General features: G+C 34.7%; 23 protein-coding genes and 1 other RNA gene. 5 read left to right on the forward strand and 19 right to left on the reverse strand.

What is annotated here, in order from left to right:
- Window positions 1-22 precede the first annotated feature (22 nt).
- The 17 genes from P6922_RS00710 to fumC form a co-directional block, all read right to left on the reverse strand.
- Window positions 23-1,255, reverse strand: coding sequence for a methionine gamma-lyase family protein (locus P6922_RS00710; RefSeq protein ID WP_276873488.1), 1,233 nt, complete (start codon window positions 1,253-1,255; stop codon window positions 23-25).
- On the reverse strand, window positions 1,256-2,173 hold the full coding sequence (miaA, locus tag P6922_RS00715) for a tRNA (adenosine(37)-N6)-dimethylallyltransferase MiaA (protein WP_276873489.1): 918 nt from the start codon (window positions 2,171-2,173) through the stop codon (window positions 1,256-1,258).
- A complete protein-coding gene (locus tag P6922_RS00720; RefSeq protein ID WP_276873490.1) occupies window positions 2,170-2,937 on the reverse strand; it encodes a class I SAM-dependent methyltransferase in 768 nt (255 codons plus the stop codon). The genes miaA and P6922_RS00720 overlap by 4 nt, the downstream gene beginning before the upstream one ends.
- Entirely contained in the window at window positions 2,934-4,802 is a 1,869-nt protein-coding gene (gene mutL, locus P6922_RS00725; protein WP_276873491.1) for a DNA mismatch repair endonuclease MutL, read from the reverse strand. Before mutL ends, P6922_RS00720 begins: the two co-directional genes overlap by 4 nt.
- Complete coding sequence (gene mutS / locus P6922_RS00730; RefSeq protein ID WP_276873492.1) at window positions 4,802-7,360, reverse strand: DNA mismatch repair protein MutS; 2,559 nt, start codon at window positions 7,358-7,360, stop codon at window positions 4,802-4,804. Before mutS ends, mutL begins: the two co-directional genes overlap by 1 nt.
- 29 nt (window positions 7,361-7,389) lie before the next feature.
- On the reverse strand, window positions 7,390-8,733 hold the full coding sequence (miaB, locus tag P6922_RS00735; RefSeq protein ID WP_007555570.1) for a tRNA (N6-isopentenyl adenosine(37)-C2)-methylthiotransferase MiaB: 1,344 nt from the start codon (window positions 8,731-8,733) through the stop codon (window positions 7,390-7,392).
- Window positions 8,734-8,821: 88 nt separating this feature from the next.
- Complete coding sequence (locus tag P6922_RS00740; RefSeq protein ID WP_276873494.1) at window positions 8,822-9,490, reverse strand: ABC transporter ATP-binding protein; 669 nt, start codon at window positions 9,488-9,490, stop codon at window positions 8,822-8,824.
- Complete coding sequence (locus P6922_RS00745; RefSeq protein WP_276873497.1) at window positions 9,490-10,692, reverse strand: ABC transporter permease; 1,203 nt, start codon at window positions 10,690-10,692, stop codon at window positions 9,490-9,492. The genes P6922_RS00740 and P6922_RS00745 overlap by 1 nt, the downstream gene beginning before the upstream one ends.
- Entirely contained in the window at window positions 10,689-11,102 is a 414-nt protein-coding gene (locus P6922_RS00750; RefSeq protein WP_276873499.1) for a DUF4418 family protein, read from the reverse strand. Before P6922_RS00750 ends, P6922_RS00745 begins: the two co-directional genes overlap by 4 nt.
- Before the next feature lie 97 nt (window positions 11,103-11,199).
- Window positions 11,200-12,036: an isopentenyl transferase family protein gene (locus tag P6922_RS00755; protein ID WP_007555302.1), complete on the reverse strand. Its 837-nt coding sequence runs from the start codon at window positions 12,034-12,036 to the stop codon at window positions 11,200-11,202.
- A gap of 23 nt (window positions 12,037-12,059) precedes the next feature.
- Complete coding sequence (murB, locus tag P6922_RS00760) at window positions 12,060-12,962, reverse strand: UDP-N-acetylmuramate dehydrogenase (protein ID WP_007555575.1); 903 nt, start codon at window positions 12,960-12,962, stop codon at window positions 12,060-12,062.
- Window positions 12,963-13,080: 118 nt separating this feature from the next.
- Entirely contained in the window at window positions 13,081-13,989 is a 909-nt protein-coding gene (gene rbsB, locus P6922_RS00765) for a ribose ABC transporter substrate-binding protein RbsB (RefSeq protein ID WP_276873501.1), read from the reverse strand.
- Window positions 13,990-14,000: 11 nt separating this feature from the next.
- Entirely contained in the window at window positions 14,001-14,939 is a 939-nt protein-coding gene (locus tag P6922_RS00770) for an ABC transporter permease subunit (protein WP_007555232.1), read from the reverse strand.
- A 1-nt stretch (window position 14,940) separates the two neighbouring features.
- Window positions 14,941-16,419, reverse strand: a complete 1,479-nt coding sequence (locus tag P6922_RS00775; RefSeq protein ID WP_007555297.1) for a sugar ABC transporter ATP-binding protein — start codon at window positions 16,417-16,419, stop codon at window positions 14,941-14,943.
- Between the two features lie 36 nt (window positions 16,420-16,455).
- Window positions 16,456-16,860, reverse strand: coding sequence for a D-ribose pyranase (gene rbsD, locus P6922_RS00780; protein ID WP_276873502.1), 405 nt, complete (start codon window positions 16,858-16,860; stop codon window positions 16,456-16,458).
- Window positions 16,848-17,738, reverse strand: coding sequence for a ribokinase (gene rbsK, locus P6922_RS00785; protein WP_007555260.1), 891 nt, complete (start codon window positions 17,736-17,738; stop codon window positions 16,848-16,850). Before rbsK ends, rbsD begins: the two co-directional genes overlap by 13 nt.
- 27 nt (window positions 17,739-17,765) lie before the next feature.
- Window positions 17,766-19,151, reverse strand: a complete 1,386-nt coding sequence (gene fumC, locus P6922_RS00790) for a class II fumarate hydratase (protein ID WP_276873505.1) — start codon at window positions 19,149-19,151, stop codon at window positions 17,766-17,768.
- 201 nt (window positions 19,152-19,352) lie between these two features.
- On the opposite strand from fumC, the gene ffs reads away from it, so the two are divergent.
- The 5 genes from ffs to P6922_RS00815 all read left to right on the forward strand — a co-directional run bounded on the left by ffs (window position 19,353) and on the right by P6922_RS00815 (window position 22,439).
- An RNA gene (gene ffs, locus P6922_RS06010) (signal recognition particle sRNA small type) lies at window positions 19,353-19,451 on the forward strand.
- 44 nt (window positions 19,452-19,495) lie between these two features.
- Window positions 19,496-21,244, forward strand: coding sequence for a DNA polymerase III subunit gamma/tau (dnaX, locus tag P6922_RS00800; protein ID WP_276873508.1), 1,749 nt, complete (start codon window positions 19,496-19,498; stop codon window positions 21,242-21,244).
- Window positions 21,245-21,264: 20 nt separating this feature from the next.
- Window positions 21,265-21,591: a YbaB/EbfC family nucleoid-associated protein gene (locus tag P6922_RS00805; protein ID WP_276873509.1), complete on the forward strand. Its 327-nt coding sequence runs from the start codon at window positions 21,265-21,267 to the stop codon at window positions 21,589-21,591.
- The gene (gene recR, locus P6922_RS00810; RefSeq protein ID WP_276873511.1) at window positions 21,591-22,181 is read left to right on the forward strand and encodes a recombination mediator RecR; all 591 of its coding nucleotides are present in this window, start codon (window positions 21,591-21,593) and stop codon (window positions 22,179-22,181) included. The genes P6922_RS00805 and recR overlap by 1 nt, the downstream gene beginning before the upstream one ends.
- A gap of 6 nt (window positions 22,182-22,187) precedes the next feature.
- Window positions 22,188-22,439 carry an ABC transporter permease gene (locus tag P6922_RS00815; protein WP_276873513.1) on the forward strand — a complete coding sequence of 84 codons (252 nt, stop codon included), beginning with the start codon at window positions 22,188-22,190 and terminating at the stop codon, window positions 22,437-22,439.
- Between the two features lie 46 nt (window positions 22,440-22,485).
- Here the strand turns inward: P6922_RS00815 and dnaJ are convergent, their stop codons facing one another.
- Together dnaJ and dnaK are read right to left on the reverse strand one after the other, a co-directional pair.
- The gene (gene dnaJ, locus P6922_RS00820) at window positions 22,486-23,631 is read right to left on the reverse strand and encodes a molecular chaperone DnaJ (protein ID WP_276873515.1); all 1,146 of its coding nucleotides are present in this window, start codon (window positions 23,629-23,631) and stop codon (window positions 22,486-22,488) included.
- Window positions 23,632-23,650: 19 nt separating this feature from the next.
- A complete protein-coding gene (gene dnaK, locus P6922_RS00825) occupies window positions 23,651-25,522 on the reverse strand; it encodes a molecular chaperone DnaK (RefSeq protein ID WP_007555293.1) in 1,872 nt (623 codons plus the stop codon).
- Between the last annotated feature and the right edge of the window lie 9 nt (window positions 25,523-25,531).

Raw genomic sequence — 25,531 nt, forward strand, 5'->3', positions numbered from 1 at the left:
CTATTTTAAACTATTTTTGTTTTTATTTCAGTATTTTTTCTACTGCTCCCATAACTGCAAGTACGGCATGTTCAAATGTAATACTTCCTTGCATATACATTACATACGGAGGACGTACAGGCCCGTCTGCAGATAATTCTATTGTTGAACCTTGTACAAAAGTTCCTGCCGCCATAAGTATTTGATCGGTGTATCCTGGCATAGGACCGGGTATAGGTCTTGCAAATGAATCTACCGGTGACAAGCTTTGAATTGCTTCACCGAATGAAAGCATATTTTCTTTACTGTTTAATGTTATTGCGGTAATCAAATCCGTTCTCAAGTGTCCGGCCTCAGGTTCTACATTAAACCCTAAATTTCCAAACACAGTTCCTGCAAATTCCGCTGCCATAACTGCTTGACATGTTATATGAGGTGCCATAAACAACCCTTGAAAAAACGGGCGATATCCGCCTGCATAAGACCCCATTTCACTTCCAAGTCCCGGTGCAGTCAATTCTTGTGCACAACGTTCAACCAAATCGGCTCTTCCACAAATATATCCTCCGGTAGGCGCCAGTCCGCCTCCGGCATTTTTAATCAGTGAACCGGCTGTAATGTCCGCTCCGCATTCAATAGGTTCTTCCTTACAAGTAAATTCTCCATAGCAATTATCTACAAAGCAAATTGCATCAGGATTTTTCCTTCTTACTATTTTAATTATTTCTTTTATATCTTCAGGATATAAAGATTTTCTGTTCATGTATCCTCTTGAACGTTGGATAAGAACCAATGTAGTTTTTTCGTCAACGGCTTTTTCTATTGCGTCCGGATTATATCCGCCATCCGAATTCAATTCCGCTTCTTTATAAAAAACTCCGCGCTCTTTTAGATTTCTCGGAGCATTTCCGGTTATTCCTATTACATTTTGCATAGTATCATAAGGTTTTCCCATTACTGACACCAAAGTATCGCCTTGTTTCAATAATGCAAGTAAAACCGTTGCAAGTGCGTGTGTACCGGAAACAAAATGCGGTCTTACCAATGCAGCTTCTGCATGAAATACATCTGCCCAAATTTCTTCCAACTTTTCACGACCAGAATCGTTGTATCCATAACCGTTTGTAGATGCAAAGTGATATGCCGATAAACGATGCTTTCTAAATGCATTTAATACTTTTTCAGTATTGAAAAGTGAAATCTCTTTCATTGTTTCAAAAACAGGTTCACATTGTTTCAATGCTTCAAATTTTATCTTTTCCAACTGTTCATTCATTTAATTTGCCTCTTTTAATGTTGAATTTACATATTTTTTTATGCCTTCATACCAATCATCTTTAGATTTATTACCTTGCCGTGTCCAATGTATATAAGGCATTCTTTTATACCATGTTATCTGACGTTTTGCAAAATGCCTGGTATTTTTCATTATTAAAGAAATTCCGTCTTCTAACGATATTTCACCTTTAATTACAGATACCATCTCCTTATACCCTATAGCTTTAAAAGCTTGGCAATCAGTCGATACACCTTCATTTATTAAATTTTCAACTTCTTTTTTCAATCCTTTTTCAATCATTTTCTGAACACGAAGGTTTATTTTACTATACAAAACGTTTCTTTCGGTTTCTATACCTATCACCGGTCCGTCATAAAGAATTTCATCGGATTTTCCGGCAACAGTTTTATTTACTCCGTTTTCCAAAAGTTCCAACAGTCTTATAAGTCTATGTTTATCTTTCGGAATTTTTATATTTGAATTATATTTCTTTATTTCTTCAATTAACGGTTTTTCACCTTCTTGTTCATAAATTTTTTTCCATTTTTTCGTGCTTTCTACTTCAGGTCTGAAATCATATCCTTCTAAAAGCCCTTGTATATAAAGTCCCGTTCCACCTACAAGAATAGGTATTCTACCGTTTTCATTTTCTTCTTTTATATATTTTTCGGCATATTGTTTAAATTTTGCGGCAGAATACGGCTCATCTACATCCATGCAATCAACAAGGTAATGTTTTATTCCGCATGATTCTTCTTTTGTGACTTTTGCAGTACCTATATCCAAACCTTTATAAACTTGAAAGGCATCTCCGGATATTATGGAGCTACCATATTCTTTTGCCAAATAAATCCCCAATTCCGATTTACCCGAAGCAGTCGGACCGAGGATTGTGATTAATTTAAGTTTTTTCACGTTTCAATCACTCCATACGCAACTGATTGTCCTTTTTTAGTATCTATATATGAAAAATTATATTTTCTGAAAATAATTGAAAACGGTCTTTCTTTTATAATTACCCGTTTTTTTGCTACTCGTATAGATTCATCCAAAATTTCTTTCGTCAATTTATCATAACATGCACATTTTCTGAAAGCTTCTCTATGATTTTTTTCAGATTTTACAGGATGCTTAAACATTGTATCAAAATATACTACATCAATACTTTTACTTTCAGCTTTTTTCAGATAGGCAAAAAAATCTTCATTTTTCAATTCAATTCTTTTTGATATATCTTGATATTCATCTGTTTCAGAAATTTTTTTGATGCCGTATTTACCTATAATATACAAAGCTTTGCTTTTTTCCAAAGAAATTATTCTGCTTTTTTCCCCTAAAAATCCGGAAACAACTATAGAATCATTGCCTTGACCGAAAGTGCAATCTAAAAATGTACTTACAGATTCAGGTATTAATTTGCAAAGTCTGTCAACATTACCTCTTTTCAATTGCAACAATCTGAGTTTGGCCATTCCCAAATGAAATTTATATTCTCCGTCTTTCGTTTTCAGAAAAAGTTCTTTTCCGCAAACTATAAGTCCATCCAAATTATTCTCTTCCATACATTTTTTACAACTTTCTTTTCTTTCAAAAAAAGGTATGGAAAATTTTTCGGCAATTTCTCTTGCTTGGGCAATATTTTGTTCTATAGGTTTCGGTATTGTAGTTATTCCAATCATGTTCTCTTGAAAAGTTTCCCCAATTCTTCCGGTGTAAATTTTATAATTGTAGGTCTACCGTGCGGACATACAAACGGACGTGATGTCATAAACAAATCACTTATCAATTCTTTCATTTGTCTTATATTGAGAACATCTCCGGCTTTAATTGCACCTCTACATGCAGCATATGCCATCATTCTATGTCTTAACGTTTCCGGTGACGGTTCGGATTGTGAATTAAATGCTATAAGCAAATCGTGTATAACCCTTTCCATATCACTTTCCGAAAAATCTTCTGGTGCTCCCGTTATACGAATTACATCAATTCCTGCCTGTTCAAATATTATCCCCAATCTTTCTATATCTTTTCTTCTTTCTTCAAATAGTTCAATATCCTGTTTATCCATTGTAATTAAGCGAGGAATAAGTATATTTTGAACCGGAATACTTTCTGCATGTTCCGCCAATTTATCATACCTTACACGTTCATGTGCGGCATGCTGATCTATAATAAATAATTCTTTTCCTTTTACACAAATAATAAAACAATTTGCAACTTGTCCTAAAGGAATAACAAGTTCTTCTTTTTTTATATCTTCAAATAATCTTTCGGACTGTTTTTCATTATTTTGGAAATTTTCCAGTATTGAATTTTCGGAATATATTTTTTTTAAATCATTTTCCGGATTGTATTCATTTCTTTTCTCATAATGATTTTCTTGTGTTTTATTATTATATGTATCGGTTGCATCTTTCCAATACAAATTTACAAAATCATTTCCTTTTTTTGTCGAATAATAATTGTTTTCAAAATTTTTTATGTTTATATCTTTTTCATCAACCGATTCATGTTTAGGTGTATACGTTATTTCTGTAGCAATTTCAGCCGCTTCGGATTGTGCAGTTAATGTTTTCAATACAGCATGATATACCAATCTGAAAATTTCTTTTTCATCTTCAAATTTAATTTCTCTTTTTTGAGGATGAACATTTATATCTATGCTTTCTGGAGGAACTGTAAGTTTAATAATGCATACAGGATAACCCGTTTTCGGAAGTAATGAATGATATGCATTATCAATTGCTTTGGATATCAAAGGTGATTCTACAATTCTATGATTTACGATAATCGTTTGATATTGTCTGCTGCTTTTCAAAAGTGACGGTTTTGATATCATTCCGTCTAAAAAATACATATCTGAACTATGTTCTACAGTAAACATTTCATTCGACACGTCTATTCCATACAAAGATGTAACCGCATCCAGCAATCTTCCGTTACCGGGAGTTTCTATAACTACCCTTCCGTTGTTAATCAATCTGAATGCTATAGTCGGATGTGACAAAGCCATTTTACCTATAATTGTATTTATTCGTCCGGCTTCTGTTCTTCCAGTTTTTAAAAATTTTTTCCGCGCAGGTACATTATAAAATAACTCTCTTACTTCTATTGTTGTCCCTACGGGTGCTCCTACAATTTTTGAATCCGTAATTTTTCCGCTTTCAATATCTAATTGTATTCCTTCCGAATTATCTTTTTGTCTTGTAGTCAATGTACATTTAGATACTGCAGCTATACTGGCAAGTGCTTCTCCTCTGAATCCCAATGATGAAATATGAAATATATTGTCTACGGTGGAAATTTTACTTGTTGCATGTCTTATTATTGACATTTCAGCATCTTCTTTATCCATTCCGCTACCGTTGTCCGTTACACGAATATATGTTATTCCTCCATCGGCTATTTCCACCTCAATTTCGGATGCGTTTGCATCTACGGAATTTTCTACCATTTCTTTTACGGCATTTACCGGTCTTTCTACTACTTCTCCCGCAGCTATTTGATTTATAGTTTTTTCATCTAATAAATGTATTAATGCCATCAATTTCCGCCTTTCGCTTCTTTGCTTAATCTGAAAAGAATTTCCATAGCTTCCAACGGAGTTTTGCTCATCACATCCAATGTAGATAATTCATTTATTATCGAAGATGTAAATAAATTTTCTTCCGATGTGTTTTCAACTTTTTCCATAATTGTGTTATTTGATGATTTATTATCTTGCGATTCCAAATTATCCAATATTGCAGACGCTTGTTTCAACAAACTTTCAGGTAAACCTGCAAGCCTTGCAACATGAATACCATAACTTCTGTCGGCACAACCCGGAACAATTCTGCGCAGAAATGTAATTTCTTCGCCTCTTTCTTTAACTGTAACAGTAAAATTTTTGATTTTTTTACTTGTCGATGCCATATCCGACAGTTCGTGGTAATGAGTTGCAAATAGAGTATATGCATGAATATTCTTGTCAAAATATTTAACCACCGCTTTTGCAATACTCATTCCGTCATATGTACTGGTTCCTCTACCTATTTCATCAAGTAAAACAAGACTGTTTTCCGTAGCATGCTTAAGAATATGCGAAACTTCTTGCATTTCCACCATAAATGTACTTTGTCCGGTAGAAATGTCGTCAGTTGCTCCTACACGTGTGAAAATTCTGTCCACAGGACTTATTACCGCACTTTTTGCCGGTATAAACGATCCTATTTGCGCCATTATTACAAGAACTGCAACTTGCCTCATAAATGTAGATTTACCTGCCATATTCGGACCGGTTATTACTAACAATTCTTGGTTTACATGGTTCAACTCAATATCATTGGGTATAAACATTTCATTTTTCAATGCATGTTCAACCATCGGATGTCTTCCGTCATTTATTGAAATATGTTTATTTTTGCTACATTCTATTACAGGTTTTATATATCTTTCTTTTAATGCCGCACGTGCCAACCCCGATAAACAATCCAAGCCGGCAATTGTACGTGCTGTTTTTTGCATTTCGGCAATGTACGGATAAATTTGTTTCTTTATATCTTTATATAATTCCAATTCCAATTCGGACATTTTTTCTTTGGCAACCAATACTTTAGCTTCAAACTCCTTCAATTCAGGAGTGATATACCTTTCAGCATTTACCAAAGTCTGTTTTCTTACATAATATTCCGGTATGGGTATTTTATTTGCATGCGTAATTTCAAAATAATATCCGAAAATATTATTAAACCCTATTTTAAGTTTTATTCCGGTTTTTTCTTTTTCACTTTTTTCAAGTTCAGTTATCCATTTTCTGCTGTTTTCAGCCAATGATCTGACTTCATCCAATTCTTTTGAATATCCGTTTTTTATATATTTTCCGTCACGTATACTTCCTGTTCCGTTTTCATTCATAGATTTATCCAACAGTTCATATACGAATTTATGTGTTTTTATATTACTGTTTATATTTTTAAGAATAACCGATGATGCACCTGACAGAACTTTTTTTATCTCCGGAATTTCTTTTAATGTCGCTTTAAGTGACAATAAATCTTTCGGTGATGTGGTATTTGCTTCAATACGTGCCAGAATACGTTCAAAATCAAATATGCTTGAAAATAATGATTCGAGTTTTTGTAATTCGGTAGCATGTGTACGTAATTCTTCAATTCCGTTTTGTCTTAAAATTATACGATTTACATCCGTAAGAGGTTGTTCAAGCCATTTTTTCAGCAAACGTCCTCCCATGGCGGTTGAAGTATAGTCCAAGAGTTCGAGTAATGTACCTTTTCTACCTCCGTCTCGCATGTTTTTCGTTATTTCTAAATTTCTTATAGTTTTTTCAGATAAGTGCAGTACATGATCTTCTCGTAATTTATAAATGTTATGAAATTTTACGGAATCCGATTTCATTACATCTTTTAAATATTCAACTAAAAGAAGAAATGCTTTTTGCACTTTTTTATTGTCCGAATATATTACATCATTTTCTTTTACTTCATCTGTATACTCTTTACGCACCAAAAGACATCCGCCTACAGATGATGTAAAAAAATAATCTGTTTTTTCATATAATTCATCAGAAATTGTACATAGAGTTTCCGAAGGTTGATAAATAGATATCATATCGAACATATCATATAATTCTTTTTTTGCGTTCCATATCCCCCAACTGCATTCACCTGTAGATATGTCGGATAAAATCAATACTATTTCACCTTGTTCTTCGTATATATACATTAAGTAATTATTTGATTTATCTGCAATTGCATTTTCAAATAATATTGTTCCGGGCGTTATAACTCGTATAACGTCACGTTTTACCAAACCTTTTGCTTTTTTCGGTTCTTCCAGTTGTTCACACACCGCCACTTTATAGCCTTTTTGAATTAAGCGATAGATATAATTTTCAGCAGCATGATACGGAACCCCGCACATCGGAACTCTACCTTCTTTTCCGGCACTTTTTCCGGTAAGTGTCAATTCCAATTCATGCGAAACGACTTTTGCATCATCATAAAACAATTCATAAAAATCGCCTAAACGATAAAACAAAAGCGAATCTTCATATTTATCTTTTATACTTTGATATTGCGCCATCAAAGGAGTTTTTGCCATCTGATATCTACCGCCTTAAAACTATATAACTATATTTTTTCTTTCCCTTTCAGTATCCATGTTTGTGCAGTTTCTACTGTAACGTCTAATGTTTGCCCTATTTTCAAACCTTCTCTGTATGGAAACATAATCATCTTGTTTCCGGATGTTCTTCCGAACCAATTATCTTTATTTTGTTTTGTCGGTCCTTCAACAATTACTTGGAATGTTTTTCCTTCCATTTCTTTATTTATTTCCAAACTTATTTTGTTCTGTAATTCCATTATTTCATTCAGTCTTCTATGCTGAATGTCGGACGGTACCGTATCCGTCATGCGTGCCGCAGGAGTACCTTTACGCGGTGAGTAAATAAATGTATATGCCGAATCGAAACGTGCTCTTTTTAATATCTCAAGAGTTTCTTTATGCATCTCTTCGGTTTCTCCCGGAAATCCTGTTATTAAATCCGTTGTAACTACCACATCCGGAATTTTTTTCTTGACATAGTCGAATAATTCAAAATAATGCTCTATTGTGTAGCCTCTATTCATTTTCTTCAGCATTTCATTTGATCCATGTTGAACGGGTAAGTGCATTTGCGTTACAACCTTAGGAGATTCGGCAATCGCATCTACCATTTCAAATGTCATATCACGAGGGTGCGATGTCATGTATCTTATTCTTTCTATACCGTCAACCGTATCCAATGCTTTTATCAAATCACTGAAATCTGTTCCGTTTCTGAAATCAAGTCCGTAAGAATTTACATTTTGCCCCAACAACGTGATTTCTTTATATCCGTCTTTTGCTAATTGTTTTACTTCTTTCAACACGTCACTTATCGGTCTGCTCGTTTCTCTTCCACGTACATAAGGAACTATACAATATGTACAAAATTTATTACATCCTTGCATAATAGGAACCCATGCAAAAATATTACTCTTTCTTGATGCTGTCAATTCGCTGTAATCTTTTACTCGCTGAGGATTCATTTTAGTTAAAACAACATGCGCACCTTCAGCATTTCTTGCAGTAACGATATCTTTTAAATCATGTATATGATACGGCCCTATTACGAAATCTATTATAGGCATGCGTTCTATGAGCTTCTTTTTACTTTCTTGTGCCATACATCCTGCAATACCTAAAAGAACACCGTCTTTTTTCTCTTTAAGTTTTTTTACTTCGCCTATTTTCCCGTAGACTTTTTCTTCAGCGTTTTGTCTTATGCTGCATGTATTTAAAATTACAATATCCGCCTCATCCATTACATTTGCAGGCGTATATCCCAATGCTTCCAATTGACCGTTAATTCTTTCGGTATCAGATTCATTCATTTGACAACCATATGTTATCGTATAATATTTTTTCCCTGTAAACTTTATGCTTTCCACAATATCCTCCGAAATTTTGACTTCTTTTCATTATATCATGAATACACTCAAAACAAATAAAAATGCGATACAATGTACCGCATTTTTATCATGCTTTTGAAATGTGACCTTTTTCCATAATATAGTGTTTATCTGCATATGGTATAAAATCAGATTCATGTGTTACAACCAATACCGCTGCACCTTCATCTGCACTTTTTCGTAAAAGATTTATAACAATTTTTACATTTTCACTGTCCAAATCGGATGTCGGTTCATCCGCAAACAATATTTCGGGTGAACGAACTAAAGCACGTGCAACGGACATACGATGCAATTCTCCTCCCGACAATTCGGTCGGATATGCTTTTTTCAAGTTTGAAATACCCAATTCTTCCAACAAATCATCACACTTTTGATTTATATTTTTTTCTTTTTCCGAAATATAAAATTTTATATTTTCTTCTACATTCAAACTGTAAATTGCAGCTTCGGTTTGTGGAATTATTCCCATATGATGATGACGAAAATCACTTAATTCTTTATCGGTAAATCCGTATATATCACTTTGATCTGCAAAAACAGTTCCGGAAGTAGGTTTAAGCAATCCTGCCATTATGTTAAGCAACGTTGATTTTCCGCTTCCGCTTCTTCCTGTGATTACTACCAATTCACCTGAATTTACAGAAAAATTTATTGCAGATATAGCCTCAAAAATTCTTTTGTTTGAATTATTTAAATTATACTGTTTTGTAATCATATTTGCAGTTATTTTCATCAGTTTCCACCTCTCAATATTGAAGCGGTATCAACACGACTCAAACGAAAGGCAGAATATGCAGAAGCAAGTACTCCTACTGCAAGTACGGTAATAAATGTCAATATTGATAAACTACCTATCATCGCGAAGTCAGGAATCAAAAACGGCAAGTTCAATGAGGATTCTATCAAACCGCTGAAAGGTATTACAAAAATATATCCTGCCGCAATGCCGGAAATCGCTCCTATAATACTGATAACGGCAGATTCTTTCATAATTATTTGTGCCAAATTTCGTCTTGATATACCAAGCATACGAAGTACTGCAAATTCCTTTTTACGCGATCCTATAGGTAAAGAAAATGCAATTATCAATATGATAAATACCATAAACCAAACCGCATAAGTCAAAAATTTGATACTTTTTGAAACTGCAGATAAACTTCCTGCAATTCCAGAAAGCATACTTTTTGCCGGAATTGCTTTTACTTTGCGTACTCGCAAATTTATATCGTTTGAAACTTTAGTTATATCATAACCTTTTTTAACCTTTATATATATGGATGAAATAACATCTTCCGCTTTACCTTGAAAAACAGGATTAAGTCCCATCTTTATAGACGAATCTATCAACATATTTATTGTTTCCGCATTTGTATATACCGCAGTATCGAATCCGGTGCCTGTCGCTTCAAGTTTGGCTACAATTTTACATTGTTTGTTGTAAAACTGTATTGTATCTCCTACAGTTGCATTTACCGAAGAGCCCACAACAACATCTCCATATCCTAAAGATTTTCCGTAACTTTTCTTTATCCACGGCTGAATTATAAAATCTGTTTGAGGATCAAATCCTATTATTTGTACAGGTACGGAACAACAGGATGCACTTAACGATGCTAAAAATGTCTGTGAAGATATTTTATCAATACCCTCTATATGCTTTATCATATCAAAATTCTGTTTAGGCATATAAAAATATCCCGGTGTACCGTTTAAAAGCATAAATTGAGGATCAATTTTTCTTTTTGCCGAATTAGGTATAACAACGATATCTGCACCCAATCGATCTTCAAGTCTTTCAATTCCGTTTTGAAGGCTCATTATAACAATCGAACCTGTAAACACACAAAAAGCCAAAAGAAAAGTCAAAAAAATCATGGCTGCCGTTTTTAACGGTGAAGATTTTAAATTCTTTATAGGAAGATTAGTGTAACTCATTTACAATTTTCTTTCTTTAAACATTTTCTACGCATAAAAAAATCGACAATTGCAACTACTGCAATAATTCCGACTACTACCATTACAAACGGTTTCATAACCATATGACAACGCATTGTTGTCTTCATACAAAGAGGTACAATATTCCCCGGTACCAGCATTGTAAAAATGGAATTTAAAAAAATTGCAATTGAAATGCCTTGTTTCATTTCAATTTTTTTAGAAATAAAATGTATTATAGATAAAATCAACAGTAATATTCCCAATCCGAATACTACTTCAACTGCCCAATGACACGTCATAAAACGTCCGTTAGGCATCGCAGGGCAAGCAGATGCAAAAGTTTTTACTCCTATTGCAAGAATCAAACTTGCAATTGCCATAATAAGACTGAATATATATTTAATCATAAAGACTCCTTAAATTAATAATATAAAATAATAATACTCCATATAAAAATATAAACAGGTTCTTTATAAAAGTCAAATAAAAACAAGGCATGTAATCTTATGCCTTGCTTACATTTGTTATTATATTCAACTTAACCGTTTCAAGGGACATTCCTGTTGTATACTCAATTTCTTTCTGAATATTATCCCTCATTTTATGAACAATTTTTTTCATTTCGTCAGGATTTTTTTTATGCATTTCAATTTCAAGTCGCAAAACAAGTCCATTGATTTGTTCTCTGCTCTTTTTACTGTCAACTTTGTTTATTACCAAGTACGGAATGTCTTGTACGGAATATTTTACAAGTTTTTCTATTACTCTATCCGAAAAACTTAATTTCCCGTAATAGCTGAATACAGGACGTACAACGGATCTTTCTTCATTTTTTACACGCGGTGAATTACTCTTGTTTCTGTTTCTGAAAAATCTTAGCGGATAAACCAAGTATCCTCTGAAATAAGGTTTCAATTCTACCGTAGGAACCGGAATTACGTGTTTCCCCTCTTTATATCTTGCTTCATTCGCTTTTTTTATTTCTTCAGGTCTTGCTATATCTTCTATATGTATGTATTTAAACGGTTTTTGTAAATTTAATTGTTCCGTTATTTTGATAATCATACGTTCGGATGTTCCCAAAATCAAAATACGTGCAGGATTAATTTTAGCCAAAGATTTTTTTACATCTTCAACTTGATTTTCATCTAAAAATATCGCACGCCGTACGGCTTTCAATCTGCTTTCTTCTTTTTTCGCCGATTTACCTGCAACAATACGATTGTCATATATCAATATTCCGTCATCAATAATACATTCCGCTTTGTTTTTATGTGCAACTGCAATCGCCCGATCACTTTTACCTGTTCCCGGAGGACCGACAAAAGCTATAACATCCATATTCGCTCCTGTTTCATTTACTACTATGCTTCTCCTATAACTTGAACTTCAGTGTACAAATCAACTTTGTAAGTTTCTTTTACACGTCTTTGTATTTCACCGATAAGCGCCAACATATCTTCACAACTTGCATTTCCGTCATTAATTAAAAATCCGGCATGCTTTGTACTTACTTTTGCATCTCCGACTGAAAACCCTTTTAATCCTAATTCTTCAATCATTTTTCCTACAAAATGTCCTTTCGGTCTTTTAAATGTACTTCCGGCACTTCTTTTGTCCAAAGGTTGTTTTTCACGGCGCCTGCTGTTATATTCATTTATTTTTTGTTTTATTTCATTTATATTTCCGTTTTTTAAAGTAAGCGTAACATTTACTATAATGTCGCCGTTATCCATAAACACACTATGTCTGTAATTGTAATCTATTTCAAAATTACTGTATTCTTTTAAATTTCCGTCAAAATCACATGTAGTAACATTTTCTACTATATGCGACATTTCTCCTCCATAGGCACCTGCATTCATAAAAACTCCACCACCTATGCTTCCCGGAATACCGCTTAATTCTTCCATCCCTGAAAGTCCGTTTTTAGCGGCAAAGTGTGCAACTTTAGCAATACTGACTCCGCTGTTTACACTTATTTTATTCCCTTTGCATTCAATATTCTTCAGTCCTACGGTTGAGATTACAACTCCTCTTATACCTTTATCACGCACAAGAAGATTTGCTCCACCACCTAAAATAAAAATAGGCGAGTTATATTTTTTTAAGATTTTTACAACTTGCTGTAATTGAGATACGGTTTCGGGTTGTACAAAACAATCTGCAATTCCGCCTATACCGAAAGTCGTATGCTTACTCATAGGTTCATTTAATTTTATTTGATTTTCACTTAAAATGTTTGAAAAAATTTCGTAATAATTCATATATACCGCTTTCAATAATAAATTATCATAATATACAAATTGTATTTATTATCAATAATTATTTTATCACGTTTTCATAAAAAAAAGAGGGGTTTATCCCCTCTTTAATTTTTTATTTTTATTTTTCAATTAATTTTAATTCTACTGCAATATTCTTTTCTACGTTTTCACCTTTAGCAAGTTTAACTGCAGTGTCGATACCGATTTCACCCATCTTGTCAGGTTGCTGTGCTATTGTTGCTGCCATATCACCGCTCTTAATAGCTGCCAATCCGTCATCTGTTCCGTCAAATCCGACAATTAAAATTTGTTTGTTTGCACTCTTTGCAGCACCTATTGCACCCAATGCCATTTCATCATTTTGTGCAAAGATAGCTTTAATGTCAGGATTTGCTTGCAAAATGTTTTCTGCAACTGTCAAGCCTTTACCTCTATCGAAATCTGCACTTTGTTTAGCTAAAACTTTAAGTTTGGAATCTGCCAAATTATGGAAGCCTTGTCCACGTTCACGTGCTGCAGATGCGCCCGGAATACCTTCCAGTTCTGCAACCGGTGTTTGTTCCCCTAATTTATCAATAATGTATTGAGCTGCCATTTCTCCACCCTTTACATTGTTGGAAGCAATATGTACAGCTACATCACCTTTATCGGAAGAACGGTCAATTGTAATAACCGGAATTTTTGCTTGATTTGCTGCAATAACGGAGTTTGAGATTGCTGCAGAATCTACCGGATTTACAATCAATACATCTACTTTACTTTGAATTAAGTCCGCAACATCGTTTGCCTGTTTTGCAGAGTCATTCTGTGCGTCAACAATTTTTACATTGATTCCCAATTTGTCGGCTTCTGCCTTTACGCTGTTTGCCATAGTAACGAAGAACGGGTTATTCTGTGTCGAAACAGAAAATCCGACCGTTATTTTTTTGTCTGAAGTTGCTGCATCTTTCTTATCTGAAGATCCGCAACCCGCTACAGAAACGAGTGCCGCACCAATCATACACGCCAATGCTACTTTCTTTAACATGAAATACCTCCTTATAACTTCTTGCGATCCATAATAACTGCCAGCAAAATTACAATCCCTTTCACAACTTGCTGGTAAAAGCTGGAAACGTTCAAAATATTCAATCCGTTGTTCAATGTACCTATGATTAAAGCACCGATTAACGTTCCTGATATTTTACCTTTTCCTCCGGATAAACTTGTACCTCCTAAAACAACTGCAGCTATAGCATCAAGTTCATACCCCATCCCAGCGGTAGGTTGAGCGGAGTTCAAACGTGCCGTAAGGATTGCACCTGCAATTGCACACAAGCATCCTGTCAAAGCATAAGCAAAAATTTTTATCTTGTCAATTTTTATGCCTGATATGAATGATACCTTTTCATTACCTCCGACTGCATAGGTTTGACGTCCTAAAGGTGTCTTATTCAAAACAAATAAAAGTATCAAAAATGCAATAATCATCACTATTGCCGGTACCGGAACCTCCAGTAAGAAACCTTGTCCGAATGCAGTAAAAACAGGATCATTTGTAAGTCCGCTTATAGGGTTACCATTAGTGTACACTAATGTACTTCCTCTATAGATTGTCATTGTCGCTAAAGTAGCTATAAAAGGTGCTACTTTTCCATATGAAACTATAATTCCGTTTATAATTCCCAAAATCGTACCTATTATCGCACTGTATATTATCGCCATTTGAGGATTTGTGCCCGAAGCAATCATACTTGCCATCAAAGCACTTGATAATGCCAATATACTTCCGACAGACAAATCAATTCCTCCGGTAAGAATTACAAATGTCATACCGAAAGCAATTAATGCGTTTATAGATACTTGTCTTGCCAAATTTTTCAAGTTTGAAGGGTCTATAAAACTATCATTCAATATAGCTATTACGATAAATAAAATTACTAAACCTATCAAAGGTCCCATTTCTTTAATCCATGATTTAAATTTGGTTGAATTCATGTTACTCTCCTCCGGTTGCCATAGTCATAATTCGTTTTTGATCGGCCTCTTCACGATTTAAAATTCCTGCCATTCTACCTTCATGAACAACCATAATACGATCACTCATGCCTATAATTTCAGGCAACTCGGAAGATACCATAATAATAGTAACGCCTTGAGATGTCAATTCGTTCATCAAATCATATATATCTTTTTTTGCACCTATATCAATACCTCTTGTCGGCTCGTCCAAAATCAAAATTGAAGGTTTTTTCCCTACCCATTTTGCAATAACCACTTTTTGCTGATTTCCACCGGAAAGAGAAGCTGCCGGAAGTTTTATATCTTCCGTCTTTACACCGAGTTTATCTGACAAAGTTTTAGAAAAATTATATTCATCTTTCTTATTTATATACTCATATTTCGATAATTCTTTTTCACTCGGCAACGCAATATTTCTAAGAATTGAAAAGTCCAATATAAGTCCTTCAGATTTTCTGTTTTCAGTTATAAATCCGAAACCCTTTTTAATTGCATCTGTAGGTTTTTTTATTTTTATTTCCTTACCGTTCAAAAATATTTTACCGCTTTTATGTGAGTCTACACCGAAAATTGCTCGAACTATTTCAGTTCTTCCGGCACCCATTAATCCTGAAATTCCGAATATTTCTCCTTTTCTTACCGAAAAAGAAATATTTTCAAATGAGTCACCTGTTAAATTTTCAATTCTAAGTACTTCTTCACCAGGAGTTACGACTCTTTCGGGATAGTACTCGGACATTACACGACCTACCATATCGCTGACCAATTGTTCCATTCGTGTTTCTTTTGTTGCATATGTATTAATATTTTTACCGTCACGCATGACTGTAATTGTGTCACAATTTACAAAAACTTCTTCCATTCTATGAGAAATATAGATAATAGAAACTCCTCGAGATTTCAATTTTGACATAACACTGAAAAGACAATCAGTTTCTCTTTCAGTAAGTGCTGCAGTAGGTTCATCCATAATTATAACTTTTGCATCTACCATCAAACTTCTTACTATTTCTGTCAGTTGCTGCTGTCCTACGGAGCATTCTTCGGCAATTTTATCCAAAGGTATGTTTACTCCTATATCTGCACATTTTTCTTCAGCCAATTTGCGCATCTTTTTGAAATCTACAATTCCGAATTTATTTTTCGGTAAATCGGATAAAAATAAATTTTCCAAAAGAGTCATGTTCGGCCAAATATTCAATTCCTGATGTACAAATGCTATCCCCGCTTTTTCAGCATCTTTATTACAACTGAAAACTACTTCTTTACCGTCAACTAAAATTTTCCCGTAATCGGCTTTATGAATACCTGTCAAAATATTCATAAGTGTAGATTTTCCAGCACCGTTTTCACCCATCAAGGCATGAATTTCTCCGGATTTAAGATGAAAATTTACATCGTCTAACACCTTATTGGTACCGAAAGATTTACCGATACCCGACATTTTTATTTCCATTATCAGAATATTTCCTCTCAAACAGTATTGTGAATTTTAAAATATAACACCGGATTCCAATACTATATTCGAAAACGGTGTTATTTCACCCGTTCTGATTATAGCTTTGGATGATTTTGTAAGTTCCTTAAATTCTTCGTGGTTGTTTAATATAATCCATTTATATTTATTTTCAGGAAATAGTTTTCGCAACGCATTCCACTGATCCGGATTTTTTGTTTTTATTTCACTTGCTACATAAACTTTTTCTATTTCCATGTATTTAGCTATTTCAGATACTACATCAATAAACTTAGGTTCTCCAAGTTTTAATGCCAAATCTATCTTGGAAATACCTTCCGGTGTTGGAAGTCCGCAATCTCCTACGGTAATTTTATCAGTATGTCCCATATCTGCAAGTACTTTTGAAATTTTACTGTTTAATATTCCTACTTTTTGCATTTCAATAATTCCTCCACGTCTTTACGGTAAGGCATACCGCTTTGTGCTCCGAATTTAGTTACAGAAAGAGCTGCCGCGGCATTTGCAAATCTTATACTTTCTTTCATGTTTTTTCCTTCGCTTCGTGCAACTGCAAATGCTCCGTTAAATGTATCTCCGGCACCTGTAGTATCTACCGCTTTTACATCAAAACCGGAGATATTTATAATTGAATTGTTTTCTCCGTAAAATACGCCTTCTTTACCGGCGGTCATAATAACTTTTCCGTTATTTGAAGTCAATATTTCATTACGTGTATAACCTTTAAACATAAGTGCAGCTTCATGCTCGTTCGGAGTTATATATTTCACTTTTTTTATCCACTCTTCCGGAACATCCATATATGGTGCAGGATTAAGCAATACCGGAATATTTTCTTCATAACAACGTTTAATTACATAGTCTATGGTTTCTTTTGAAATTTCATGTTGCAATAAAACAATGTCCGATGTAGATATTATCTCCCAAGCTTCTTCTATATGTTTTTGTGAGACTTCGGAATTTGCACCTTTAATAACAATTATAGTATTTTCTCCGTTTGAAACCGTTATATGTGCAGTACCTGTATTTACATTATCCAATACATATACATAGTCGGTATTTACATTGCTGTCTTCCATTGCTTTTTTCAGCATTTGACCGTATGCATCGTTACCTACACATCCTACCATGTAAACTTTTGCACCAAGTCTTGCTGCGGCAACTGCTTGGTTCGCACCTTTTCCTCCGGGTGAAAGAACCATCTTATTACCTAAAACCGTTTCTCCCGGCATAGGACGTCGATCAACTTCTACAACCAAATCCATATTGCAGCTTCCTATAACAGAAATATGTTTCATCATACCTCCTAAATTAATCATTATTAATCATCTGTCTTTGTTTGTCATTATAGCAGGGTTTACATACTTATCGTAATCTTCTTCACTTACATACCCTGATGCTATTGCCGCTTCTTTTAAAGAAATTTTTTGTTTGTGCGCTTGTTTTGCTATTTTTGCGGACTTTTCATAACCGATATGCGGTGACAATGCAGTTACCAACATGAGAGAGCTGTTTACCAATTGATTCATTCTTTCATAATTCGGTTCAATACCTGTAGCGCAATGAATATTGAATGAGTGAATTGATTGAGAAAGCAATTTTACACTTTCTATATATGAATTTGCCATTACCGGTGCAAAAACGTTAAGTTCAAAATTACCTTGAGATGATGCAAATGATATCGTAGCTTGATTTCCATGTACACGACATGCGACCATCGTCAAAGCTTCACATTGTGTAGGATTTACTTTACCCGGCATAATTGAAGAACCCGGTTCATTTGCAGGTATTATAATTTCTCCAAACCCTGCACGAGGACCGCTTGCAAGCCATCTTATATCATTTGCAAATTTCATACAATCCATAGCTAAAGCTTCCAATGCACCATGAGAAAATACAAAGTCATCTCTTCCCGTCAAAGCATAAAATTTATTTGCAGCCGAAACAAACGGTATACCGGTTTCTTTTGCAATCTCTTCGGAAACTTTTTCTCCGAAATCTTCAGGACTGTTAATGCCTGTACCTACGGCCGTTCCGCCTATTGCAAGTTCCAGTAAGTATTTTTCTGAATTTTTAATCATACTCATTGATTTATCAAGCATTTCCGCCCAACCTGAAAATTCCTGTCCAAGTGTCATAGGAACGGCATCTTGCAAATGAGTACGTCCTATTTTTACCACATCTTTAAAATCATCTGATTTTTTATGAAATGTATCGGAAAGTGATTTTAAAGGTTTATATAAACATTCTCTTAATGTACTTACAGCTGCAATATGCATTGCAGTAGGGAAAGTATCGTTTGATGATTGTGACATATTTACATCATCATTAGGATGAACTTTCTTTTCGATATTTTTACATTTCAATTTTTCATTTGCAATATGAGCTATTACTTCATTCATATTCATATTGCTCTGTGTACCCGAGCCTGTTTGATATACTACAAGAGGAAATTCATCATTCCACTTGCCTTCTATTATTTCGTCACAAGCTTCACAAATCGCAGTCCATTTATCATTATCCAAAAGTTCTTTTTGTGCATTTATTTTTGCAGTGCATTTTTTCAGTATGGCAAATGCCTTAATTATTTCATGCGGCATTTGGCTTCCTATTTTAAAATTTTCCACGGATCTTTCTGTTTGCGCACCCCACATATGATTCTCCGGAACTTTTACTTCACCTAATGTGTCATGTTCTATACGATACTTCATATTGCAACACCCCTTCAAATACGCTACACTATAAATATATTCATATATAAAAATTATACTTTTAACCTAATTTATCTTATATAGTTTACCACTATACAGTTAATTTTGTCGAATAAACGTATAATAAACTTGAACTTTACAAATGCAAACAAGTAATAGTATAATACCGTTATATGGCTTTGCATTATTTATTTATGGCAGTCTTCGGGCCCGTGCAATGAAGTCCCGTGAACCCTGTCAGGTCCGAGAGGAAGCAGCAGTAAACGGTAAACTTCATGTGCCACGGTATCTTCGAAGGCTGTCATAAGTAAACAACGCAAGGCTTTTTTATTCCGGAGGTTTATATGTCTTATTTAGCACTTTACAGGAAATGGCGCCCGCGTACTTTCAGTGAAGTTGTCGGACAAAAACATATTTCAGTACCGTTATGTAATGCTCTTATTCAAAATAAAGTTGCACATGCATATTTATTTTCAGGTCCGCGAGGAACCGGTAAAACAAGTATGGCTAAAATTTTGGCAAAAGCTGTAAACTGTCTTAATCCTGAAAATTCAAATCCTTGCAACAACTGTCCAAACTGTAATGAAATAAACCAAGGTAACAGTTTGGATGTTTACGAAATAGATGCAGCATCAAACAGAGGTATTGAAGAAATACGCGCCTTAAAAGAATCCGTATGTTCACTACCTGCCACATGCAGAAAAAAAGTATACATTATTGACGAAGTACATATGCTTACAAAAGAAGCTTTCAATGCCTTACTCAAAACATTGGAAGAACCTCCGTCATATATAATGTTTATATTGGCAACAACAGAACCTGAAAAAATACCACTTACAATTCTTTCACGTTGCCAACGTTATGAATTCAGAAGAATTTCGGTAGATGCTATAAAGGAGCATTTACTGAATATTTCAAAAAAAAGTAATTTCCATCTTACTGAAGATGCCGCAGCTCTTATAGCAGTTCGTGCAGACGGAGGCTTAAGAGATGCATTATCCCTACTTGATCAATGTTCGCATGCAAATGATTCAAATTCACTCAATGCGGATGATGTATATAAGCTAATAGGCATAACAAATACCGAACAGATTTTAAAATTGTCCGAGTATATAGCAATTCATGACAGCGGAAAAATTCTAATGTTGTTTTTCGATCTTATGCAAAGCGGCAAAGAGCCTATTTCAATATTACGAAATTTATTGGAACATTATAGAAACTTAATGTTGTATAAGATAAATCCGAATGCTCCTGAACTTACTATATATAAATCGTATGAAAATACATTAAAAAAACTTTCAAATCTGACATCGGAATCCTACTTGGATATTATGTTCTCCGAATTATGTACATATATAACAAGTATTAAACAAGGTGCATCTCCACGTATTACTGCAGAAATGGGATTACTTCATCTGTCACGTGTAAAAGAAATAAAAAATTACAATGATATTCACAGTCGCCTTGCAAAAATTGAAGAAGAAATATCAGATTTACAGAAAAACGGCAAAATCATAAATAACTCTTCAAATATAAATAATTCTTCCAAAGTTGAAGCTGAATCTGAAATACCTGCAAAGGTAAAAAAATCAACAATTAAAACTTCAACTGATGAAACTTCACTAAAATCTCAAATCGAAGAGCACAATAACGAAACAGTGACTGAATCATCCGTAATTTCACCCAATGAATATGACTCGATTTGGAAAAAAACTCTTGATTATTTCATGAGTATAAAAAGAATTGATATATATTCATGTTTTCAAAAGTGTAATATTGTACGTTTAACAAATACAAATGTCACAATATCCGCACCTCAGCAATTTCTTGTGCTTGCGTGTAATAATCCGTCGTATAAAAAAGCTGTTTCCGATGCACTAAAAAATATCATAGGATATAATATAGAAGTACATACGGTACTCAAAGGTAGCCCTGAAGAAACGTCGGCATTAAATTCAATTTCAGTAAAAAAAAATGATTCACAATATAATTTAATTCAAAAATCTGATATTCCGGAAAAAGATAAGGCAAATCCTACATTATCAACTGCCTTGAAATTCTTATCAGACTATGATATATATGAAAAAGATTAATAATTTTAGGAGGTTTTCAAATGTTCGGTAATAAAGCACAAATGCAAAACATGTTAAAAAAAGCAAAAAAAATGCAGGAAGAAATGCAAAAAATGCAGGATGAACTCCGTCAAAAAACAGTAGATGTATCTGTAGGCGGAGGAGCGGTTTCATTGTCAATGAGCGGAGATAAATTAATTACTTCATTAAAAATATCAAAAGATGCAATTAACCCCGACGATTCCGAAATGTTGGAAGATTTAATTACAACTGCCGTAAACGAAGCATCAAAAAAAGCTGATGAAATGATTGCTCAAGGAATGAACAAAGTTACCGGCGGACTTGGATTACCCGGCGGAATGTTCTAATGGACGATATTTTAGAAGAAGTAGCCGAGCAATTTCGTAAATTGCCGGGTATAGGTGTAAAAAGTGCAAAACGTTTGGCATATTTCATGCTTATGCGTCCGCAAAAAGATATAGATACATTTTTAAAAACTATAGAGAATGCAAAAAAATCTGTTTGTTACTGTTCAATTTGTTGCAATTTGGCAACATCGGATCCTTGTTCAATTTGCACCGACTCTAAAAGAAACTCTTCTTTATTGTGTATTGTTGAAAATCCTCAAGATGTACATGCAATGGAACAAAGTCATGAATACAACGGTCTATACCATGTTCTTCACGGTGTATTATCACCTCTTGACGGAATAGGTCCGGAAGATTTGAAAATAAAAGAATTACTTACACGATTAAAAGATTCAAATATAAATGAGGTTATTATAGCAACAGATCCTGATACGGAAGGTGAAGCAACTGCCTATTATATTGCCGACTTGATTAAACCCTCGGGAATTAAAATAACAAGGCCTGCACGCGGTCTGCCTGCAGGAAGTAACATAGGTTATGCCGACAGTATTACATTGGCAAATGCTGTTGAAAATCGAAAGGAGATTTAATTCAATATGCTGGAATCAATAGGTGCACCTATTGTAAGCTACGGTATTACAAGTATAATAATTATTGTTGTTTCAATTTTTATTTTAGGTCGTTTTGCTAAAAAAATTTTTACGAACATATTAATGGGCGGAATACTTTATTTTATTCTTGATGCTACAAATATCGTTCATATGAATTGGAGTACAATTGACGGAATAATAGTTGCATTATTCGGCGTATTTGGCACCATTATGATAGCAATTTCACATTTCTTTTAAAACAAAAAAGGAATCGGTTTATAAACCGATTCCTTTTTTTATACATTTATTTCTTTAATTTATCAATAATTTTATCAAAAAAAGAATTTTTTCCTTTAAATTGTGAAACATCTTCTCCGGATAAATGTGTATAATTCAACAATGCTTCTTTTTGAGCATCATTTAATTTCTTAGGAACTACAACATTTACCACTACATACAAATTACCTTTACGTTTTGTATGTATATCCGGAACTCCTTCATGCGGAATTCTGAATCTTGTACCGGTTTGAGTTCCTGACGGAATTTTAAGTTCAACTTCTTTTTCCAATGTTTTTACACGAACAACGCTTCCCAATGCGGCTACAGAAAATGATATATCTTGTCTGCAATATAAATCATTTCCTTCACGTTGGAAGTCGGCGTCATCTTTTACGTAAATAAATACGTAAAGATCTCCTCTGGGACCTCCGCGTAAACCGGGTTCACCTTCACCGGCAACACGCATTCTTATACCGGTATCCGCTCCTGCAGGAATGTTAATTTCAATTTTCTTGGATTTTGCAACAACTCCGCTGCCCATGCATTGACGGCATTTAGTTTTAACTATTTTACCTTCACCGTTACATCCGTCACACGGCATTACATTTACCATCTGTCCGAAAGGACTGTTTCTGACCATACGACGTTGTCCGGTACCTTGACAATGCGGACATCTTTCTACCGAAGTGCCGGGCTCCGCACAACTTCCGTTGCAGCGATCGCAAACATCTCTTTTGGTAATTGAAAATGTTTTCTTTACACCTTCAGCAGCTTCTCTAAGCGTTATTTGCAAGTCATATCTTAAATCGTTTCCGGGTTCAGGACCGTTTTTCCTACGGCCCCTTCCACCACCGGTAAACATATCAAATATATCACCCATATCAAATCCGCTGAAATCAAATCCGCCTGCACCGTAACCTGCTCCTCCACCTTGTGAGGCATTGCGGAATGCGTCATGACCCATTTGATCATATTGGGCTCTTTTATCTGCATCCGAAAGCACATGATAAGCTTCATTAACTTCCTTAAATTTTTCCTCGGCTTCTTTAAGATTATCCTTATTTAAATCCGGATGATACTTACGTGCCATTTTTCTATATGCTTTTTTTATGTCAGCTTCGGATGCATTTCTTTCAACACCCAAAATTTTATAATAATCTTGATTTGCCATGAGGGAATCCCACTATCCTTTATTTCTTATCATCATCAACAACTTTGTAATCGGCATCAACTACATTATCTTTGTCGCCCGATTTTTGTTGCTGCTGTCCTGCTGAAGAAGCTTGTTGATTTGCCTGCTGTGCTTGTTGAGCCTTTTGAGCCTGTTCATACATTTTCTGACTCATTTCATGTAAAGGCTTTGTCAATGCATCTGCATCTGCTTTAATTTTTTCAACATCATCACCCTTAAGTGATTCCTGCAATTTTGAAATTGCATCATTAATTTCCTTAACTTTTTGTGCATCAGCTTTATCACCGAGTTCTTTAATCGTTTTCTGTGCCTGATAAATCAAAGATTCGGCATTGTTCTTTACAGTAATGGTTTCTTTACGCTTTTTATCTTCAGCTTCATGTGCTTTTGCATCGTTCTGCATCTTTTCAATTTCTTCATCGGACAATCCTGAAGATGATTTTATTTCAATCTTCTGTTCTTTGCCTGTTCCCAAATCTTTAGCAGATACATGAACTATACCGTTTGCATCAATATCAAATGTTACTTGTATCTGAGGTACTCCGCGCGGAGCAAGAGGAATATCTGTCAATTGGAAACGTCCCAATGTCTTATTATCCGCAGCCATTGCACGTTCACCTTGTAAAACATGAATGTCTACTGCTGATTGATTATCTGCTGCAGTTGAGAAGACTTGTGATTTTGAAGTAGGAATTGTAGTATTTCTCTTAATCATTGTAGTAAATACTCCACCCAAAGTTTCAATTCCTAAAGACAACGGGGTAACGTCAAGAAGTAATACGTCTTTTACTTCACCCTTCAATACACCCGCCTGAACAGCTGCACCTACTGCAACGGATTCATCCGGATTTACGCCCTTGCTTGCTTCTTTACCGAATTTATTTTTGATTAAAGCTTGTACTGCCGGTATTCTTGAAGAACCTCCGACAAGAAGAACTTTGTCTATATCATTAATTGAGAGATTTGCATCTTTAAGTGCTATATCGATAGGTTCTTCTGTCATGCGCACAAGATCTTCGGTAATACTGTCAAATTCTGCACGACTCAACGTCTGATTGAAATGTACAGGCTGACCGTTTGCGTCAATTGACAAGAACGGCAAGTTGATATCTGTAGACATAACACCGGATAATTCAATCTTTGCTTTTTCGGCAGCTTCCTTCAATCTTTGATTTGTCATCGGATCACGTTTCAAATCAATACCGTTTTGTTCCTTATATTTCTTTGCAATCCATTCCATTACACGTGCATCGAAATCGTCTCCGCCCAAATGTCCGTTACCATGAGATGCTTCTACTTCAAATACTCCATCTGCCAAATTAAGTATGGAAACATCAAATGTACCGCCGCCTAAATCATAAATCAAAAATCTATGTTCTTTACCGTCTTTTATTTTATCAAGACCGTAAGCCAATGAAGATGCTGTAGGTTCATTAATAATTCTCAAAACATTTAAACCTGCAATTGCACCTGCATCTTTTGTCGCTTGACGCTGACTGTCCGTAAAATATGCCGGACATGTAATTACCGCATCGGTTACTTTTTCACCTAAATATGCTTCTGCATCAGCTTTCAACTTTTGGAGAATCATAGCTGAAATTTCTTGAGGTGTATAACTCTTTCCATCAATTGTAACTTTGTAATCTTCACCCATATGTCTCTTAATGGAAACAACTGTACGTGAAGGATTTGAAACAGCCTGACGTTTTGCAAGTTGTCCTACCAAACGTTCTCCTGTTTTTGAAAATCCTACTACAGACGGAGTCAATCTCGATCCTTCCGCATTTGGAATAACTACAGGTTCTCCACCTTCCATAACTGCTACTACGGAGTTTGTTGTACCTAAATCAATACCTATTACTTTTGACATTTTAAAATG

This window comes from Dialister micraerophilus (assembly GCF_947090205.1).
Taxonomy (GTDB): Bacteria; Bacillota; Negativicutes; order Veillonellales; family Dialisteraceae; genus Dialister; species Dialister micraerophilus.